Consider the following 16126-nt stretch of genomic DNA (forward strand, 5'->3'; position numbering starts at 1 on the left):
GCTCCTCCTCGCCCTGAGGCACTCGTGATGCGCACGTTCCTCCGGCACAACTCCCTCAGCCTGTTCTTCCTCGCGCTGTTCGTCCTGAGCCTCGCCGGGCAGTCCGTCGCGGGCTGGCACCAGGCCAACGCGGTGCTGGCCGCGGAGCACCTCGACCGGCTCACCTGGGCCGGCTACGTCACCTCGTCGGAGTTCGCGGTCGACGTCGCGGAGAACTGGCAGAGCGAGTTCCTGCAGTTCTGGGTCTACCTGATGGCGACGGTGTGGCTGCTGCAGCGGGGGTCCCCGGAGTCGAAGGAGCTCGACAAGGTCGGCAGGGAGTCGGACGAGGACCAGAAGATCGGCTCCCACGCCCGAGCCGACTCGCCTGCGTGGGCCAGGACCGACGACTGGCGCACCCGCGTCTACTCCTCCTCCCTGGCGATCGTCATGGGAGCGATCTTCCTCGGCTCCTGGCTCGTGCAGTCCGTGGCGGGATGGGCCGCCTTCAACGAGGACCGCCTGCAGCAGCTCCAGGACCCGATCAGCTGGACGTCGTACCTCGCCAACGCGGACTTCTGGGCCCGCACGCTGCAGAACTGGCAGAGCGAGTTCCTGGCCGTCGGCACGATGGCCGTCCTCGCCATCTACCTCCGGCAACGCGGCTCGCCGCAGAGCAAGCCGGTCGGCGAACCCCACGACTCCACCGGTGTGGAGGGCTAGGACGACCGGGCCACCGACCCACCCTGGCCCGTCCGGGCGCGGACGAGGGTACCTACCCGCCCCTTCGCAGGTGGCGGACCAGGGCAACACCCTGTGACGCTCGGACCATGAGCGACCAGCCCTCCCCCGAGCACCGCCGCCCCGACGGGGTCACCGACGCCACCGTCGAGGCCGTCGGCAAGCTGTCGGCCGCCCTCGACCACGTCGAGGACGCCCGCGGCCACCTCTACGCCTTCCACCGGCTGATGGGCAGCGCAGAGAGCACCCTCGAGGAGGCGACCGAGCTGGTGCGCGACGCAGGCCACGACGACCTGGCCGACGCCCTCGACCACGACGCGCTCGGCCAGAACCCGCTGCCGGGCATGTGGTCCTTCCAGATGGTCGAGGCCTTCGACGACGGCTTCTACGCCCGCACCAAGGGCCTGCACCAGCGCGCCCTCGACGAGCTCATGAACGGCCAGCGCCACGTCTTCGAGGCGGAGATGAAGGAGCTGCGCCGCACCCGCGGTCGCGAGGGCCACGAGGCGCGCCCGGCGGACGTCGAGGGCCACCCCGAGTACGACGACTGACCACGTCGTACGGACAGTCCTAGCGCCCGCGCAGCTGCGGCAGGACGTCGGAGCCGTACGCCGCGAGCATGTCGGCGTAGTGCGGACCCATGTTGGCGACGTACACCTCGTCGAAGCCCGCGTCGACGAACGGTGCGTACGCCTCCACGTGCTCGGCGACGTCGGGACCGAAGGCGCCCTTCTCGGCGAACTTCTCGCGCGTGACGAGCTCGCTGGCCTGCTCGAAGTGCTGCGGGCTGGGGAGCACCTGGGCCAGCTCGCCCGGGACGCCGGAGTTGGGCCACAGCTCGTACGCCGCGTCGATCGCCTCGTCGCGAGAGGGTCCCCACGCGACCTTGAAGCCGGCCTGGGCCGGGGCGTCGGCCCCCTTGGCCGCGCGGAACGTCTCCACGGACTCGGCCTCGGGCTGCGTGGTGATGAACCCGTCGGCGATCCGGCACGCGACGTCGAGCGCCTTGGGTCCGAACGCGCTCATGTAGATCGGCGGCGGCTCGTCGGGCAGCGTGTAGATCCGCGCGGTGTCCACGGTGTAGTGCCGTCCCTCGTGGGAGACCACCTCGCCGGTCCACAGCTCGCGGATCACCTCGACCGCCTCCTCGAGCATCTCGAGCCGCAGCTCGGTGTGCGGCCAGACGTCACCGAGCACGTGCTCGTTGAGCGCCTCGCCGGAGCCGACCCCGAGGGTGAACCGTCCCTCGCCGAGGAGCACCGCCGACGTCGCCGCGGCCTGCGCGATGATCGCCGGGTGCGTGCGCACGGTCGGGCAGGTGACGGCCGTCGTGACCGGCAGGTCGCACACCTGGGCGACCGCGCCGATCATCGACCACACGAAGGGCGACTGCCCCTGGGCGTTGGTCCACGGGTGGAAGTGGTCGCTGATCCAGAGGCTGTCGAAGCCCGCCCGCTCGGCGAGCCGCGCCTGCTCGAGGAGCTCCTCGGGCGCGTACTCCTCACACGACAGGAAGTAGCCGAAGCGGGTCATCAGCGGGCGGCGGGCATCCCGGGCCGGACCGGCGGGACGGCCGACTGGCGGACGGGCTGGCGCACGGGCTGGCGGGCCTGCTGGCGCACGGGCTGGCGGGTCATCGGCGGACGGGCCGGCTCGGGCTCGCTCGACATGAGCAGTCCGTGCTGGATCGCCCAGAGGACGGCCTGCGAGCGCGAGCTCACCTCGATCTTGGAGTAGGCGCCGCGGATGTAGGACTTCACCGAGTTGATGCTGAGGTTGGTCTCCTCGGCGATCTCGCGGTTGGCCTTGCCGGCGGCGATCATCGACAGCACCTCGGTCTCGCGGTGCGTCAGCGGCCAGTTCTGGGCGGCGGCCTTCTCCGCGTCGGCCTGGCTGGTCCACGCGTCGACGACGGTGCGCCCGTCGGCGATCTGGAGGAGGTCCCAGACCAGGCGCCGGCCGGGCAGCCATTTGCTGACGAAGCCCGCGGCGCCGCGCGACATCTCGGTCGACACCGCCTCGGGGCTGCAGTCCCAGCCGAACGCGACCATGCGGGTCGGGAACCGCTGCGGGGCGGGGCGTACGCCGGCGGTGCGGCGCTGGGGTTCGTAGAGGGTGAGGTCACACAGGGGGGCAGGACCGTCGGCCCGGTGGGCCACGACGGAGATCAGCGCGGAGTGCGGCTCGAGCATGGCGCGGAGGCCGTGGACGACGAGCTCGCTCTCCTCCATGATCGCCACCTTGACGTGGCGCGAGGCGGGGGCAGTAGGTCGTTGCATGACCCCGCAGTACCCCCATGGGCGAGGGACATACACGGGCGATTGCGGTAGTGGTTCGTCGCGGCCGCGGCTACCCGAGCAGGACCCGGGCCACCCCCGCGGCCTGGATCCGGGTGACGCCGGCCTGCTCGGCGGCCTCGCCGAGCAGCGCACCCGCAGCGTGCGTGGTGACCGCCATCCGGGCGGCGACGAGTCCCACGGCCACGTCGACGAGGCGCTGCTCGCGCAACAGTGCAGGGGCCAGCTCCGCGCGCCGGAGCGTCTCGAAGGACAGGTCGGCGTTGGTCACTGCACCGGCCTGCCAGGCACCGAGCGCCTGGACCAGCCCGTCGATGCGGTCGCGGAAGGCATGGGCCGTGGACGCGTACAGGTCGATGTTGAGCACCGCCCGGCCGTGCTCGACGACCGGCAGAGAAACCGTGCTGGCGATGCCGGCGAAGGCCCGCTCGCGGGCCATGTCGGCCCACCCGCTCTCGTCGAGCGCGTACGCCTGCTCGGGCGCCGCGTCGCCCGCGCGTCCCCGCGGGTCGGCGCCCTCCTGCGGCCGCGTGGCCTCCTCGTCGACCAGGGTGAAGGTCAGGTCCTCGTCGAGCAGGGTGACGCTGAGCGCCACGCAGTCGGGGACGGCCCTGGTCGCCCACCCCTCGATCACTCGCAGCAGTCCCTCGACGTCGTCGACCGACTCCGCGACGTACTCGTCCAACGCCTCCCGGCTCTGAGGCAGCAGCTCCATGACGATCCCCTCATCACATTGTGTTGCCTGAGCCCTCGATGGTCCTCCGCCCGCTGCGCCCACACCACACCCGCCCGGGCGACTGCGGCGCATGCCACCCCGCCCGACGGGGTACGTGCGGGCGTGACTGCTGAACCCCTCCTTCACCCCGTCGTCGTGCTCGACCTCGACGGCACCCTCGTCGACTCCGTCTACGAGCACGTCGCCGCGTGGCACGCCGCCTTCCACGACGTCGGCCTGCACGTCAGCGCCGTCCGGGTCCACGAGGCCATCGGCATGGGCGGCGACCGCCTCGTCGCGCACGTCTCCGGCGACCCGGCCGAGGCCGCCGTGGGCGACGACGTGCGCGAGCTCCACGACAAGTACTTCCGCGCCGGCCTGCGGGCCGTCTGCGGCCTCGACGGCGCCTCCGAGCTCGTCGAGGCACTCGTCGGGACCGGCCACCGGGTCGTCGTCGCCAGCTCCTCGGAGGCCGACCTCGTCGACGAGATGCTCGACCTGCTCGACGTGCGCCGAAACCTTGCCGGGGTCGTCACCGGCTCCGACGGTGCCGCCACCAAGCCCGCTCCCGACATGGTGCAGCTCGCGATCGAGCGGGCCGGTGGCGGCAAGGCCATCGTCGTCGGCGACGCGGTGTGGGACGCACTGTCCGCCGAGGCCGCGGACGTCCCGTGCATCGGCGTGCGCAGCGGCGGCATCGGTGCCGAGCGCCTGCGGACCGCTGGCGCGTCCTGGGTCTACGACGGCCCGCGCGACCTGCTGGCCCACCTCGAGGACAGCCCGCTGCGCTCTCGCTGAGCTCTCGCTGAGCAGCGCCGACCCCGCGGCGCGAGGGGGTACGACACCCGCCGAGGCCACCTCGCACGGCGTACGGGAGGTCGGCCCCGGCGGGTCTCGCGCCTGGCCGCCGAGATCGTGGCGGGACGACCCCGGCGTGCCGTCAGGTACCCCTTGACCGCGGATGCATACGCACGTCGTACGCATCCGTGCTCGACATCCGGGTACGGGAGGGGCGTTCCGCTCCACCGATCCTCGAGGAGACGACGATGAGTGCCCACGACGACGCCACCACCGGTCCCACCACCGACCCGCAGGGCGACCCGCAGACCCACCTGGACACGGACCCGGTGAACCAGCCCGACTCCTCCCCCGACTCCGAGGACGACCCGGCCCACGACACCCGCGACGAGGGCTGGGAGTCCGAGGGCGGGGCCACCCCCGCCGGACCGGCCACCGACACGTGACGTCCCTTTGGCTCGACCGCGCCGACGCGGTCCCCGACGACGAGCTGCCCGCACCCGGCGCCCCGCTGGACGTGGTCGTGGTCGGCGCCGGCCTCACCGGCCTGACCACGACGCTCCTGCTCGCGCGAGCCGGCCTGCGGGTCGCCTGCGTGGAGGCCCGCCACGTCGGCGCGGTGACCACCGGGCACACGACCGGCAAGGTCTCGCTGCTCCAGGGCACCCACCTGTCCCGGATCCGGCGGCACGGGTCGGAGTCGACGGCGCGCACCTTCGTCGACGCCAGCCGTGAGGGCATGGAGTGGCTGCTGCGGTTCTGCGACGACCACGGCGTCGCCACCCAGCGGCGCGCTGCCGTGACGTACGCCGCGACGACAAGCGAGCTCAGCGCCGTCGAGCGCGAGCACCGGGTCGCCGGCTCCCTCGGCCTGCCGGTGGAGTGGCGTGATCGCCTCGACGTGCCGTTCCCGCACGTCGGCGCCACCGTCCTCGCCGACCAGGCCCAGCTCGACGCGGTGGAGGTGCTGGTCGCCCTCGCCGCGCAGGTGCGCGAGCACGGCGGCACGATCCACCAGGGCCGCCGGGTCCGGTCGGTCTCGACGTCCGGCGACCCCGTCGCGCACCTCGAGGACGGCCGAGACGTCCGCGCCCGGCACCTCGTGCTGGCGACCGGGGCACCGATCCTCGACCGAGGGCTGCACTTCGCGCGGCTCGAGCCGCAGCGCTCCTACGCGCTGGCGTTCACGGGCGGCCCGGACCTCGACGGCATGTACCTCTCCGCCGGCAGCGACTCCCGCTCCGTGCGCGACGCGCCCGGCGGGGTGCTGCTGGTCGGCGGCAGCGGCCACGTGGTAGGCCGCACCCGCTCCGAGCAGGCCCACGTCGAGGCCCTCCGCTCGTGGGCCGCGAGCCACTGGCGCGGCGCCGTCGAGACGCACGCCTGGTCGGCGCAGGACTACCGCACGCCCGACGGGCTCCCGTTCATCGGGCACCTGCCGGGCGGCGGCGGCCGGATCCACGTCGCCACCGGCTACGAGAAGTGGGGCATGGCCACGGCGGTCGTCGCGGCCCGCGCCATCTCCGGCGACATCCTCGGCGCGGAGCCGTCGTGGGCGAAGAGCCTGCACCGGCGGATCCCGCACCCGTCGGGCGTCGCCGAGGTCGCCCGCTTCAACCTCGGCGTCGGTGCCTCCCTCGTCACGGGCGCGGTCCGGACGGTGCGCGAGCGGCTCCCCGGCGCCGGCGGGTCCGCCCAGGCACACGAGTGCGGCGTCGTCGGCGTCTGCACCCACCTCGGCGGCCTGCTGCGGTGGAACGACGCCGAGGACACGTGGGACTGCCCGCTGCACGGGTCGCGCTTCTCGCGCGACGGCGAGGTGCTCGAGGGGCCTGCCACGCGGCCGCTGCGCAGGCGCTCGGCGGACCTACCGGACTGATGGCCGGGCTGATGCTGCGGCGCCTGCTCGTGCTCGTGGCCGCGGCCGTGCTGCTCGCCGGCTGCGGCACCTCCCTGCTCCCAGACGACTTCCCCGCCGATCCTGACGGCACCCTCGACCGCATCCGCGCCGACGGAGTCGTACGGGTCGGCGCCTCGCCGCGGCCCGGCTGGGTCGAGGTGGGCGACGGTGCCCCGACCGGGCGCGAGCCCGAGCTCGTCGAGGCCTTCGCGGAGTCTCTCGGCGCCGACGTCGAGTGGACCGTCACCGGCGAGGAGGAGCTGGTGCGGCTGCTGGAGGACGGCGAGATCGACCTCGCCGTCGGCGGCTTCACCGAGGACAACCTCTGGGTCTCCAAGGTCGGCCTCACCCGGTCGTACGCCGAGGTCGAGGTCGCGGGCACCACGGAGGCGCACGTGATGATGGTGCCGATGGGCGAGAACGCCCTGCAGTCGCGCCTCGAGCGCTGGCTCGATGATCAGGGCGGTGCCCGGTGAGCCCCGCGGCCGAGCCCGGCGGGTCGCGCCAGCACTTCGGGCACACCGAGCTGCCGCCGAGCCAGGCACACGCGCTGCGGCGGGCCAAGCGGCTCGAGGTCATCACCCTGCTCTACATGGCCAGCGCCGTGGCGGTGGTCTTCGCGACCGCCGGCAGCTCGCAGGCGATGAAGACCGCCTGGGTCGAGGACAGCCTCGCGCTCGTCCCCCCGCTCGCCTTCCTGGTCGCGGTCCGGTTCGGCCGTCGCCGTCCGGACGCCGACCACCCCTACGGCTTCCACCGGGCGACCGGAGTCGGCCACCTGACGGCCGCGGTCGCGCTGCTCGCGGTCGGGCTGCTGCTGGCCGTCGAGTCGGCGATGGGGCTCATCCGCGCCGAGCACCCGCCCATCGGCACCGTCCAGCTGCTGGGCCAGACCTTCTGGGCGGGCTGGCTGATGGTGGGCGCGATGACCTACACCGGCATCGGTCCGTTCGTCCTCGGCCGGATGAAGCTCCCCCTCGCCGAGGAGCTGCACGACAAGGTCCTCTATGCCGACGCCGACATGCAGAAGGCCGACTGGATGACCGCCGCCGGCACCATCCTGGGCGTGCTCGGGATCGGCGTGGGGCTGTGGTGGGCCGACTCCGGCGTCGCGCTCCTCATCTCGCTGTCGATCGTCCGCGACGGCTGGACCAACCTCCGCCACGCCACGTCTGCGCTGATGGACGAGCGCGCCCGGACGTACGACGACGAGCGCCCGCACCGGCTCACCCGTCAGGTCGACGAGGCCCTCACGAACCTGTCTTGGGTCGAGGACAGCCGCAGCCGGGTGCGCGACCAGGGCCACGTGTTCCACGTGGAGGCGTTCGTACGCCCCTCAGCGGACCGCGCGCCCACGCTCGAGCAGCTCGAGGCGGCCGTCAGCGTGCTGCGCGACCTGGACTGGAAGATCCACGATGTCGTCGTGATGCCCGTGCGCGACCTGCCCGACACGATCCCGGCGGCTGACGGGGTCGGCGACTAGCGGTTCGCGCAGACGAGGTCGGCGGTGAGCGCGGCCTCGGCGGGCAGCTCGACGCCCGGGCCGCAGACCAGGTCGAGCGGGTCGGCGGCCTGCTCGACGGTCGCCACCGCCTCGTCGAAGGCCGGCACCACGTCCTCGCAGGCGTGCTCGAGGCCCACGCGCGTCAGGGCCGACGTCGACAGGTCGCCGCTCAGCGCCAGCTCGACGGTCCACGCCGCGGCGTCCGTACGCGCACAGTCGGCGGCCGCGGCCTGCTGGAGCGCGGCGAAGTCGAAGGTGTCGGTGCCCAGCTCCTCCTCGAGCGCGGCGCGCCACTCGGCAGCCTCCTGGCTCTCGGCCTGCGAGGCCTTGGTCGCCGTACCGCTCCCCTCGCCGGCCTCTCCGTCGCCGCCCGAGCAGGCCGCGAGAGCGGGGACGAGGAGGACGGCCAGGACCAGGGAGCGGAGGGTGTCAACGCGCATGCCCCGCAGGCTAGGAGCGCCCGGCGGGCGCCGTCCGGCGTTCGTTACTGATCAGTACGTGATGCTCGACTCACTGCGCTGCCGCGTGGTCAGCATCCGCGCCGCGACGAAGCCGCCGATCGCGCCGAACAGGTGGCCCTGCCACGAGACGCCCGGCTGGCCGGGGAGGACGCCGAGCAGCGCGCTGCTGTAGAGCAGGAAGACCGCGACGCCGATGAAGATCTCGGTCGTGCGCTTGTTGAGGAAGCCGCGCACGACCAGGTAGACGATCCAGCCGAAGATCAGCACCGAGGCCCCGGCGTGGTTGCTGCCCGGCTGCGCGAACAGCCACACGCCGAGCCCGCCGACGACCCAGATGATCGCCGTCGCGGCCAGGCCGCGGGCGACGCCGGTGGCGAGGGTGAGGAACCCGAGGACCAGCACCGGGACGGTGTTGCTGACGAGGTGGTCGAAGCCGAAGTGCAGCGTCGGGGCGGTCGCGATGCCGACGAGCCCGTCCTCGCTGCGGGGGCGCACGCCGTACGCGTCGAGCGGGTTGCCAGTGGCGGCGTCGAAGATCTCGAGCACCCACAGCACCACGACGAACCCGCCGGTGAGCAGCGCGGCGCCCTTCCAGGCGGGCTCCCGGGCGGTGGTCTGCATGCCGTTCATCGTGACAGGCAGGCTGAAAGACGGCGGTCGCTCAGGTGGCTCAGGCTCGCTCGGCGACCTCGGGCGGGAAGCCGCCGGTCGAGACGGTGCCCCAGCGGGTCGGGGTGATCCGCAGCAGCGACTTGCCCTGGTCGACCATCGCCCGGCGGTACTCGTCCCAGTCGGAGTGCTCGCCCGCGATGTTGCGGAAGTACTCCACGAACGCGTCCAGGGCCTCCTCGTTCTCGCTCTCCCCCTCGCTCGCGTCGAGCACCTCGCAGGTGCCGTCGACCTGCACCCAAGCGCCGTCCCACTCGTCGGAGAGCACGACGACCGAGACGTCGGGACGCCGGCGCGCGTTCTTGGTCTTGGCGCGCTGCGGGTACGTCGCCACGACGATCCGGCCGCTGTCGTCGACGCCGCCGGTGACGGGCGAGGCCTGCGGACTGCCGTCGGCGCGTTCGGTGATCAGCAGCATGTGGTGGCGCGGACGTACGAACTCCAGCAGCTCGTCGAGCCCGACCTCGGTGTTCGTCGCGATGGTGGGTGCCATGGCGTCGAGGTTATCTGCGTCGGTGGAACCGGAAGTCACCGCTGGCGAGCCGTTCGACCCGGTAGGCGTCGTCGTGGATGCGGTGGTGGTGATGGCTGCACAGCAGCACGCCGTCGGCGAGGTCGGTGGATCCGCCCGCGGACCACGGGTCGAGGTGGTGGGCGTCGCACCAGGTGCCGGGGACGTCGCACCCCTCGGCGCGGCAGGTGCGGTCGCGGACCAGGAGGGCCTTGCGCTGCGCGGGGCTGAACAACCGGCGCGCGCGGCCCAGGTCGAGTGGGAGGCTCTCGCCACCGAGGACGGCCGGCAGGATCCTGGCGGTGCACGCGAGCCGGCGCGCGTGTGCGGCACTGATGTGGTCGCCGGTGAGGTCGTCGCCGGGGACGAGCCCGCCGCCGATGAGGCCCGCGGCCGCGAGCTCGGCCTGGAGCGCGGCGAGCTGGACGGTCACGACCACCGTGGTCGCGTCGCCGCCGTGGAGCGGCATCCGCGACGGGTCGGCCGACTCGAGGAACCGGACGAAGGCCTCCCCCATGCGTCGTGGGTAGGCGAGCCGGGCGACCGCGTCGCCGGGCTGCTCGGTGCCGGCTCCGCGCGGGTTGTCGTACGACTCGAGGTAGGTCGCGAGCCGGGTGGCGGCCGCGTCGGGGAGCCGGCCGGAGACGCGGGTGGTGCCGTCACCGAGGCGGCGCAGGGTGAGCCGGGTCTTCTGCGCGGCGTTGGCCTCGAGGTCGGCGAGCCGGGCGGCCTCTGCCGCCTCGGCGACGCCGGGGGCGACGACCTCGAGGATGCGCCGCCCGATGCGGCCGAGCTCCTTGGGCCCGAACTCGTCGGCACGGTCGACCAGGTGCTCCTCGGCGCGGGAGACCGTCTCGGCGTCCACGACGGCCGGCAGCGCGGTGAGCGCGCGATGGATGACGTGGGCCTGCGCGAGGGTCACGGCGCCCTCGCGCATCGCGGCGGCCAGCGTCGGGCGCTCGCGGTCGAGCGCGGTCGCGAGGGCGAGGTCGGCACGCGCCTCGGCGACCCGGGTGCGGGTGTCGTGCGCGAGCCACCCCGCAGCGTCCNCGATGGATGACGTGGGCCTGCGCGAGGGTCACGGCGCCCTCGCGCATCGCGGCGGCCAGCGTCGGGCGCTCGCGGTCGAGCGCGGTCGCGAGGGCGAGGTCGGCACGCGCCTCGGCGACCCGGGTGCGGGTGTCGTGCGCGAGCCACCCCGCAGCGTCCTTGGCGGCCGTCTGCTCGGCGAGGTCGCCGGCGTCGGCCAGGATCCGCAGCCGCAGCTCGGCCAGCTGGGACTCGGCGGCGACGAGCTCGCGCAGGGCGACGGCCTTGTCGTCGACGGTCATGAAGGTCGGGTTCGCGTCGGCCACGGCCTTGAGCGACGCGCGTACGTCGGTGGCGGCAGCGACGATCGGGTGGGTCACGATCGGCCTCCTCTCGACGACGGGTTCCACACCGCGTGAACGCGCGGCTGGTAAACGGTCGTCGCTCCTGGAGGCCCCCCGGGGGGCTATTACTTACCCTCGCAACTCGCCCGCCTCAGCTCCGGCAATCGACTACCCGGATGACCTAGGGACGTGCCAACCACCATACTCCCGCTGGCCACTATCCGCAAGGGTGTTCGACAGACTGGTGCGAAGATCCTTGACCGTCCGCCCGTCCAGCGTCGGCCACAGCAGGAAGTCACCGCTGGCCGGCAGCACCGCGTCGTTGGGCACGGCGATGGTGGTCGCGCCCGACGCGATCGCCGCAGCCAGGCCGTTGGGCGAGTCCTCGACGGCGACGCAGTCCTCCGCGCGTACGCCGAGCAGCTCGGCGGCACGGGTGTAGGGCTCCGGCGACGGCTTGGTCTGCGCGACGTCCTCGGACCCGACGACCACGCGGATCGCCCCGTCGGGCGCGGCCGCGGCCACGAGCGCCGCCATCTCGTGCGAGGACGTCGTGGCGATCGCGCAGGGAATGCCCTCGCGCACCAGCTCGGCCAGCAGCTCGCGTACGCCGGGCCGCCACGGCACCTCGACCCGCAGCGAGTCGATGACCGCCCGCTCCAGTGCGGCGACCAGCTCCGCGGCCTCCATCTCGACGCCCGCGGCCTGCATCGCGACCGCGGTGTCGTGCATGTCGGCGCCGACCAGCGCCAGCCCTTGCTCGTACGACCACGTGCCGCCGTGCCGCTCGGCCAGGACGAACTGCTGTGCGATCCAGATCGGCTCGGAGTCGATGAGGGTGCCGTCCATGTCCCACAGGACTGCGGCGAGGCGGGAGGTCATGGGATGAGGACGATGCGGTCCTTGACGGCGTCGTAGGCCCTTGGCTCGAGGCCGGCGAAGGTGACCAGGTCGTCGGGGTGCTCGAAGCCGCCCAGCTGGGTGCGGGTCTCGGCGACCTGAGTCGACTGGTCGGCCGTGAGCCCGAGCGACTCCCTCAGCACCTCGACGGGAGCGCTGTTGATGTCGACGAGCCCGCCATCGTCGTACTGCCGCGGCAGATCGGGGCGACCGATGCGGAGGTCGCGCGCCATGTGCGGGTCGCGGCGGGCCAGCTCGCGAGCCTCTTCGCGCTTGCGGCGGCCAGCCTGCGCCTGCGCGACGGCGGCCATGTTGGGGTCGTACGGAGGGGGCGGCGGTGGCCCCGCGGGCACGTAGGCCTGCTTCGGCGGCCAGATGACCTTCGGCCCCATGACGAGCGCGTAGATGACGGCGCCGATCCACGCGGCGAAGTAGATCGTGATCCCGACGTCGGAGAGTGCACCGTCCTCGTCGGTGCCGACGAGCGAGAATCCGACGAGCCAGGCTGCAGCAAGGCCGCCGGCCCACCACCACGCCTGGGTGGTCTTGGCCTTCGCCGCGATCGCGATCGGAGGCACGAACGCCAGCAGGCCCATCGAGAACACCGGGAGCGCCCAGAGCCACTTGGGCGGCTTGCTGACGTAGTGGCCGGCGGGCGGGATCTGCTGCATGCGCCGATCGTAGGTGTCGCTCCCGACACCCGGGAGCGAACCGCGAATCGAACGAGACTCACGCCCGCCGACCCGCCTCCGCTCCGCTCAACTGCTCAGTCGGGAGCTCGGCCGAGTCCTCCGGCGCCAGGCCGTGGCGGTGTAGATAGTTCAGTGCACGGTCGATCGAGTCGAGCTTCTGCCTGAGCTGCTTCAGCGCAGGTGCGGAGTCATCGGAGAACGGCTCGAGTCGAGCGTGCTCACGACGGACCTCGATGGCTGTCTCCACCAGGCTGTTCCATGTGGTCGGATCCTGCTCCAGGCCCTGCGACTTGCGGAGGATGGCGGCAGCCAGTTGGGTGGTGACCACGGCCTCGACGGTGGCAGCGGTGGTGACTGGGCTCGCCAGTCCGATCGCGATGCTGCCACCACCAGCGCTCACCAGCGTGCCCGCAGTCAGCAGTCCTCCGATCATCCCGCCGGGCCCGAAAGCTGCCAGCGCGCTCGTGATCGCGGCGGCGCCAATGGCACCCGGAGCAGCGAGCAGCGCCAGGCCTCCCGTAGCAGCCACGACGGCGGCGGCGCCGAGGCCGAGCGTCGCCCACTTCACCCAGTTGGTACCTCCGCCTGCCTTGATCGCGTCCCGCGCCTGGATCACCGCATCGAAAGCGTCCGCACCCATCTGCCGCCCGATGCCCATCGTCAAGGTCAGATCCTCCATCGCTCGTCGACGCTGCTCACGCGGTACGTCGATCTCGAAGGGTCGAATCACGTTGGTCGTGGCAATGCTGATCAGCGGGATGACTGCCTCGGCCTTGGAGAGCACGGAGATGGAGCGTGGCTCCGGCGCCGCAGAAGCGGGATCCGTCAGATCGACTGCCAGCTTGGCGATGTCGAGCGGCAACGGACGCACCTCGCGGGCATTGCGGCTGCTGATGAGGTCGAACGTGGCGGCCTGCACCTGCCGCAGCGCTGCCGCGTATCGCTCCTGCTTGTCTCCGACAAGACGGTCCTTGGTCAGGTGCGCGAATCGCAGAGCGAGGAGCCCGATGGTCTCGGCATAGTCCAGCGGAATGTCCACGCCGGCCTCTGCTGCGACAAGCTCCTTGGAACGCGAGCCGAACAGGCCGAATCCGATCGCAGTCGCGACGAGACCGTTCTTCAGGTAGGTCGTCGCATCGTGCACCTTGAGACCCAGTGGACTCTGGATTCGATGATCGATCATCCAGGGGAAGATCGAAGAAACGCCTCTGTGGGTCGTGACCGGGTCTGCGACGTTCCAGAAGTTCACCCACCAAGCGAGGTTGGCCGGTGGCCCCTCGAGGGTCTGACGCAACTTCTCCACGTGGAAGTTGGAGTTGGCCAGAGGGCTGCCCAACGTGACCAGTCCGGTCACCTCGAGATCGGGCGGGAGTCGGCGGAGCAGGTCTGCAGCGATCACCGACCCCAGGCTGTGGCCGACGATGAGAAGGCGGCCGGAACTGGGCAGATGACGGAGCACGCGATTCAGTACCTGAGCGCGGATGTGTGGGTCGGACACGTAGTTGTTCGCCTGGATGAACTTCTGGTGCCCGATGACAACCTCCACGAGGGCGTCACCACCCGCCCAGCCGTTGCCCCGATCATGCCGGCCGAGCAGCGCCTCCAGCGCGCCCGTCCGTCTCTCGAAGGCACGACGGTGCCGAGCGGCTGCCTCTCGCCTCAGTGCCTCGATCGTGATCCTGGGCAGCGGATCTTGGTCGTCCGCACCTCGCAAGGCGTTCGGGTACTTCGGAGCGATCACATTGACCGCATCCAGCTGTGGATATCCCGCGTTGGTCAAGCTCTGGTTCAGGACATCAGCCCACTCGTCCTCCCGATCCCCCGCCCCCACGCCGTGGAGGAAGAGCAAAGTGGGCTGGTCAGACATGAGACCTCCGAGATCATGGGACGCACTGGCAGTCCTGCGCTGCGTCCTTTCTAGACGATGTTCATCGATCGGGCGGTCGACTTCGCAGAGATCGGGGACAGAGCCGCCCGCCCTCAGACCACCACCCCACCCCCCACCCACACCCGCTCGACCCCCGCCGCCCCCACCTCGTCCGGCGACTCGAAGACATCCCGGTCCAGCAGCACCAGGTCCGCCACGGCCCCCGGCTTGACCATCCCCGCGTCGTCGCGGTGGCACACCCAGGCCGAGCCCGAGGTGTACGCCGCGAGGGCCACCTCGAGGGAGAGCGCCTGATCGGGGAGGAACGGCTCGCTCCCAGCAGGCCCGGACTCCCCGTAGGCCATGCGGTGCACGGCGACGTGGATCGCCGCGAGCGGGTCGGGGGTGCTGACGGGCCAGTCGCTGCCGGCGACGAGGCGGGCGCCGGCGCGGTGGAGGTCGCCGAAGGGGTACTGGCGTGCGCCCCGCTCAGCGCCGAGGAACGGGATGGTCAGGTCGACCATCTGCTCGTCGTAGCAGGCCCACAGCGCCTGGATGTTGGCCGCCACCTGCAGCTCGGCGAACCGCGGGACATCGAGGGGGTGCACCAGCTGGAGGTGCGCGACGTGGTGCCGCCGCAGCGGATCGGTGCCCTCCAGCGCGTCGAGCGCCTCGCGCACCCCGCGGTCGCCGAGGCCGTGGAAGTGGACCTGGAAGCCCTCCGCGTCGAGCGCCGACACGATGGACGGAAGCACCGAGGGCGGGACGAAGGAGAGGCCGGAGTTCGACGTCGCGTGCCCGCACCGGTCGAGGTACGGCTCGACCAGCGCCGCCGTGCCGTTCTCCGCCACGCCGTCCTGCATGATCTTCACTGCCGTCGCGGCGAACCGCCCGTGCGAGTAGGCCTCCCGCTTCTCCACCAGCTCGGCCACCTGCTCGAGGCCGCGCTCGCGCTCCCACCACAGCGCGCCGACGACGGTGCCGGTGAGGTCGCCGGACCGCGCCGCCCGAAGATAGGTGGGCCCGGTGTCCTGCATCCCGGCGTACGCCCCGACGATCGCGTCCTGCCAGCCGGTGACGCCGAGGGAGTGGAGGTGGCGCTGGCCCTCGAGCAGTCCGGCGTACAACGCGTCCGCGCCGGGCACGGGCAGCACCGCCAGCACCAGGTCCATCGCGCCCTCGTGCAGCACTCCTGTCGGGTCGCCGGCGGCGTCGCGCTCGATGCGGCCGTCCGCGGGATCCGGGGTGTCGCGGGTGATGCCGGCGACGGCCAGCGCGCGGGTGTTGACCCACATCCCGTGGTGGTCGCGGTTGACCAGCGCGGCCGGCCGATCGGCGACGACCGTGTCGAGCTCGGCCGCGGTCGGCAGCCCGTCCGGGAAGGCCGCCATTGCCCAGCCGCCGCCCTGCACCCAGTCGAGGTCGGGCCGCGACGCGGCGTACGCCCCCACGTGCGCGAGGTAGGCCGCGCGGTCGATCGCCAGCCCGCTCAGGTCGCAGGTGAGCCGCTCGAGCCCGCCCTGGACGGGGTGGACGTGCGCGTCGACGAAGCCCGGCAGCAGCAATGCCCCGCCGCAGTCGACGACCTCAGCGCCGGGCGTACGGTCCGCGCCGCCCACCGACACGATCCGCCCGTCGCGCACCAGCACGTCGCCGGCCTCGCCGAGATAGCGGAAGCCGTCGAAGACCCGCGCCCCGGTGAGGACGAGATCGTTCACG

General features: G+C 72.4%; 19 protein-coding genes. 8 read left to right on the plus strand and 11 right to left on the minus strand.

Annotated features, from left to right (window positions below; all coding sequences use genetic code 11):
* Window positions 1–27: 27 nt before the first annotated feature.
* The gene (locus tag AC57BS_RS20855; protein ID WP_496413366.1) at window positions 28–702 is read left to right on the plus strand and encodes a DUF6766 family protein; all 675 of its coding nucleotides are present in this window, start codon (window positions 28–30) and stop codon (window positions 700–702) included.
* 107 nt (window positions 703–809) lie between these two features.
* The gene (locus AC57BS_RS20860) at window positions 810–1271 is read left to right on the plus strand and encodes a hypothetical protein (protein WP_496413367.1); all 462 of its coding nucleotides are present in this window, start codon (window positions 810–812) and stop codon (window positions 1269–1271) included.
* Between the two features lie 19 nt (window positions 1272–1290).
* Here the strand turns inward: AC57BS_RS20860 and AC57BS_RS20865 are convergent, their stop codons facing one another.
* The 3 genes from AC57BS_RS20865 to AC57BS_RS20875 all read right to left on the minus strand — a co-directional run bounded on the left by AC57BS_RS20865 (window position 1291) and on the right by AC57BS_RS20875 (window position 3732).
* Window positions 1291–2253: a TIGR03557 family F420-dependent LLM class oxidoreductase gene (locus AC57BS_RS20865; RefSeq protein ID WP_496413368.1), complete on the minus strand. Its 963-nt coding sequence runs from the start codon at window positions 2251–2253 to the stop codon at window positions 1291–1293.
* On the minus strand, window positions 2253–2999 hold the full coding sequence (locus tag AC57BS_RS20870; protein ID WP_496413369.1) for a response regulator transcription factor: 747 nt from the start codon (window positions 2997–2999) through the stop codon (window positions 2253–2255). The genes AC57BS_RS20865 and AC57BS_RS20870 overlap by 1 nt, the downstream gene beginning before the upstream one ends.
* A 70-nt stretch (window positions 3000–3069) precedes the next feature.
* Window positions 3070–3732, minus strand: a complete 663-nt coding sequence (locus tag AC57BS_RS20875) for a hypothetical protein (protein WP_496413370.1) — start codon at window positions 3730–3732, stop codon at window positions 3070–3072.
* A 123-nt stretch (window positions 3733–3855) separates the two neighbouring features.
* Between AC57BS_RS20875 and AC57BS_RS20880 the strand changes: the two genes are divergently transcribed.
* The 5 genes from AC57BS_RS20880 to AC57BS_RS20900 all read left to right on the plus strand — a co-directional run bounded on the left by AC57BS_RS20880 (window position 3856) and on the right by AC57BS_RS20900 (window position 7913).
* Complete coding sequence (locus tag AC57BS_RS20880; protein ID WP_496413371.1) at window positions 3856–4530, plus strand: HAD family hydrolase; 675 nt, start codon at window positions 3856–3858, stop codon at window positions 4528–4530.
* A 248-nt stretch (window positions 4531–4778) separates the two neighbouring features.
* Window positions 4779–4976 carry a hypothetical protein gene (locus tag AC57BS_RS20885; RefSeq protein ID WP_496413372.1) on the plus strand — a complete coding sequence of 66 codons (198 nt, stop codon included), beginning with the start codon at window positions 4779–4781 and terminating at the stop codon, window positions 4974–4976.
* Complete coding sequence (locus tag AC57BS_RS20890) at window positions 4973–6409, plus strand: FAD-dependent oxidoreductase (RefSeq protein WP_496413373.1); 1437 nt, start codon at window positions 4973–4975, stop codon at window positions 6407–6409. Before AC57BS_RS20885 ends, AC57BS_RS20890 begins: the two co-directional genes overlap by 4 nt.
* Window positions 6409–6906, plus strand: a complete 498-nt coding sequence (locus tag AC57BS_RS20895; protein ID WP_496413374.1) for a transporter substrate-binding domain-containing protein — start codon at window positions 6409–6411, stop codon at window positions 6904–6906. Before AC57BS_RS20890 ends, AC57BS_RS20895 begins: the two co-directional genes overlap by 1 nt.
* Entirely contained in the window at window positions 6903–7913 is a 1011-nt protein-coding gene (locus tag AC57BS_RS20900) for a cation efflux transmembrane domain-containing protein (RefSeq protein ID WP_496413375.1), read from the plus strand. Before AC57BS_RS20895 ends, AC57BS_RS20900 begins: the two co-directional genes overlap by 4 nt.
* Here the strand turns inward: AC57BS_RS20900 and AC57BS_RS20905 are convergent.
* From AC57BS_RS20905 to AC57BS_RS20920, 4 genes are read right to left on the minus strand one after another with little or no spacing between them, the layout of a single operon-like run.
* The gene (locus AC57BS_RS20905) at window positions 7910–8374 is read right to left on the minus strand and encodes a hypothetical protein (RefSeq protein ID WP_496413376.1); all 465 of its coding nucleotides are present in this window, start codon (window positions 8372–8374) and stop codon (window positions 7910–7912) included. The two genes, AC57BS_RS20900 and AC57BS_RS20905, sit on opposite strands and share 4 nt — an antisense overlap.
* Before the next feature lie 51 nt (window positions 8375–8425).
* Window positions 8426–9016: a rhomboid family intramembrane serine protease gene (locus AC57BS_RS20910; protein ID WP_496413377.1), complete on the minus strand. Its 591-nt coding sequence runs from the start codon at window positions 9014–9016 to the stop codon at window positions 8426–8428.
* 49 nt (window positions 9017–9065) lie between these two features.
* Window positions 9066–9557: a PPOX class F420-dependent oxidoreductase gene (locus tag AC57BS_RS20915; protein ID WP_496413378.1), complete on the minus strand. Its 492-nt coding sequence runs from the start codon at window positions 9555–9557 to the stop codon at window positions 9066–9068.
* Window positions 9558–9567: 10 nt separating this feature from the next.
* The gene (locus AC57BS_RS20920; protein ID WP_496414214.1) at window positions 9568–10629 is read right to left on the minus strand and encodes an HNH endonuclease signature motif containing protein; all 1062 of its coding nucleotides are present in this window, start codon (window positions 10627–10629) and stop codon (window positions 9568–9570) included.
* Between AC57BS_RS20920 and AC57BS_RS20925 the strand changes: the two genes are divergently transcribed.
* A complete protein-coding gene (locus AC57BS_RS20925) occupies window positions 10628–11023 on the plus strand; it encodes a hypothetical protein (protein ID WP_496413379.1) in 396 nt (131 codons plus the stop codon). The genes AC57BS_RS20920 and AC57BS_RS20925 overlap by 2 nt on opposite strands.
* 93 nt (window positions 11024–11116) lie before the next feature.
* Here AC57BS_RS20925 and AC57BS_RS20930 read toward each other — a convergent pair whose 3' ends face one another.
* The 4 genes from AC57BS_RS20930 to AC57BS_RS20945 all read right to left on the minus strand — a co-directional run bounded on the left by AC57BS_RS20930 (window position 11117) and on the right by AC57BS_RS20945 (window position 16125).
* A complete protein-coding gene (locus tag AC57BS_RS20930) occupies window positions 11117–11830 on the minus strand; it encodes an HAD family hydrolase (protein WP_496413380.1) in 714 nt (237 codons plus the stop codon).
* Entirely contained in the window at window positions 11827–12519 is a 693-nt protein-coding gene (locus AC57BS_RS20935) for a ComEA family DNA-binding protein (protein WP_496413381.1), read from the minus strand. The genes AC57BS_RS20930 and AC57BS_RS20935 overlap by 4 nt, the downstream gene beginning before the upstream one ends.
* 58 nt (window positions 12520–12577) lie before the next feature.
* On the minus strand, window positions 12578–14407 hold the full coding sequence (locus AC57BS_RS20940) for an alpha/beta hydrolase family protein (protein WP_496413382.1): 1830 nt from the start codon (window positions 14405–14407) through the stop codon (window positions 12578–12580).
* A 113-nt stretch (window positions 14408–14520) separates the two neighbouring features.
* Window positions 14521–16125 (minus strand): amidohydrolase, encoded by a 1605-nt coding sequence (locus AC57BS_RS20945; RefSeq protein ID WP_496413383.1) that lies wholly within the window; start codon window positions 16123–16125, stop codon window positions 14521–14523.
* Window position 16126 lies beyond the last annotated feature (1 nt).

It is taken from the genome of Nocardioides sp. BGA-UO-ETr-FS32 (assembly GCF_059567905.1).

Coding starts and splice junctions, on each gene's coding strand:
- AC57BS_RS20855 (WP_496413366.1), top strand. CDS start 28: ATGCGCACGTTCCTCCGGCACAACTCCCTCAGCCTGTTCTTCCTCGCG.
- AC57BS_RS20860 (WP_496413367.1), top strand. CDS start 810: ATGAGCGACCAGCCCTCCCCCGAGCACCGCCGCCCCGACGGGGTCACC.
- AC57BS_RS20865 (WP_496413368.1), bottom strand. CDS start 2,253: ATGACCCGCTTCGGCTACTTCCTGTCGTGTGAGGAGTACGCGCCCGAG.
- AC57BS_RS20870 (WP_496413369.1), bottom strand. CDS start 2,999: ATGCAACGACCTACTGCCCCCGCCTCGCGCCACGTCAAGGTGGCGATC.
- AC57BS_RS20875 (WP_496413370.1), bottom strand. CDS start 3,732: ATGGAGCTGCTGCCTCAGAGCCGGGAGGCGTTGGACGAGTACGTCGCG.
- AC57BS_RS20885 (WP_496413372.1), top strand. CDS start 4,779: ATGAGTGCCCACGACGACGCCACCACCGGTCCCACCACCGACCCGCAG.
- AC57BS_RS20895 (WP_496413374.1), top strand. CDS start 6,409: ATGGCCGGGCTGATGCTGCGGCGCCTGCTCGTGCTCGTGGCCGCGGCC.
- AC57BS_RS20905 (WP_496413376.1), bottom strand. CDS start 8,374: ATGCGCGTTGACACCCTCCGCTCCCTGGTCCTGGCCGTCCTCCTCGTC.
- AC57BS_RS20910 (WP_496413377.1), bottom strand. CDS start 9,016: ATGCAGACCACCGCCCGGGAGCCCGCCTGGAAGGGCGCCGCGCTGCTC.
- AC57BS_RS20915 (WP_496413378.1), bottom strand. CDS start 9,557: ATGGCACCCACCATCGCGACGAACACCGAGGTCGGGCTCGACGAGCTG.
- AC57BS_RS20925 (WP_496413379.1), top strand. CDS start 10,628: ATGGATGACGTGGGCCTGCGCGAGGGTCACGGCGCCCTCGCGCATCGC.
- AC57BS_RS20930 (WP_496413380.1), bottom strand. CDS start 11,830: ATGACCTCCCGCCTCGCCGCAGTCCTGTGGGACATGGACGGCACCCTC.
- AC57BS_RS20935 (WP_496413381.1), bottom strand. CDS start 12,519: ATGCAGCAGATCCCGCCCGCCGGCCACTACGTCAGCAAGCCGCCCAAG.
- AC57BS_RS20940 (WP_496413382.1), bottom strand. CDS start 14,407: ATGTCTGACCAGCCCACTTTGCTCTTCCTCCACGGCGTGGGGGCGGGG.